Origin of the sequence: Treponema sp. UBA785 (assembly GCF_002297065.1) — a bacterium.
Taxonomy (GTDB): domain Bacteria; phylum Spirochaetota; class Spirochaetia; order Treponematales; family Treponemataceae; genus Treponema_D.
On record NZ_DBJD01000035.1, the window covers coordinates 10,129 to 11,009 of the forward strand.

The 881-nt window shown below is 33.3% G+C and carries 1 protein-coding gene; it reads right to left on the reverse strand.

Annotation, left to right across the window (positions count from 1 at the left end; genetic code table 11):
- Window positions 1-162: 162 nt before the first annotated feature.
- Window positions 163-567 (reverse strand): outer membrane protein assembly factor BamD, encoded by a 405-nt coding sequence (locus B2X33_RS02875; protein WP_296024084.1) that lies wholly within the window; start codon window positions 565-567, stop codon window positions 163-165.
- Between the last annotated feature and the right edge of the window lie 314 nt (window positions 568-881).

Sequence of the window (881 nt, forward strand, 5' to 3'; positions counted from 1 at the left end):
TTTTTTTGCAAGATTGCCGTGTCAAGCACGGCAATGACACTTAAAGTACTGTTCTTATCAAAACTCGAAATTCAAGCTATTTATAAAACGAATTTATAAAAAACAATCACACCTGCTGCTTCGCATGGCTACGATCGGGCGTAAGTTTTTCGTAAAAAAAATCTATTCAGCCTTTTTGTGCGGAATTTTTGCAAGTTCAATTTCTGCAAGTTTTTTATAGGCGGCAGGATAAGTTCCCGGCGTTGAATTTTTATAAATATCCAAAAGCTCGTTAAAAATTGGTTCTGCAAGATTGTATTTTTTCTGCTTCATAAAAACATGTCCGATTTCATAACGGGCTTCAATATAAACATTAGTCCAATCAGAAAAACGCTCAACGGCAGTGTTGTAATAAGCAAGAGCTGCTTTATAATTTCCGTTTTCAAAATTCGTCTGTCCATTTTGAATCAATTCCTGCGAAGTCATTTCAGGAATTTCTTTAGGCACAGAACCGCAAGAAAAAAACAATGGCAAAATAAAAAAAATCGTGGCAAAACTGCCGACTGTACAATTCATTCTTTTAGTCATAACATTCTCACTATATCATTTTTAAAAACTGTAAACAATCAAATTACATAAAAAACATTTTTTCGCTTGCAAAAGTTACACAAGGCGAATAAGTTTGCGCAAAAATCAAGAAAATAAGACAAAATAAGACAAAATTCAATTGATAAAACAGCAGAATTTCAATATCATTATTCTAAAATTTTTTGTTATGCAAAAATGGGCACGATGGCTGTGACTAAAGGACTGTTGCAGGCGTTATGCCTTTTTTTATATGAGGTAAGATAAAAACAGCCGAAAATGGCGTCTGCTTTTATCTTTAAAAGTTTGCGTTGCAA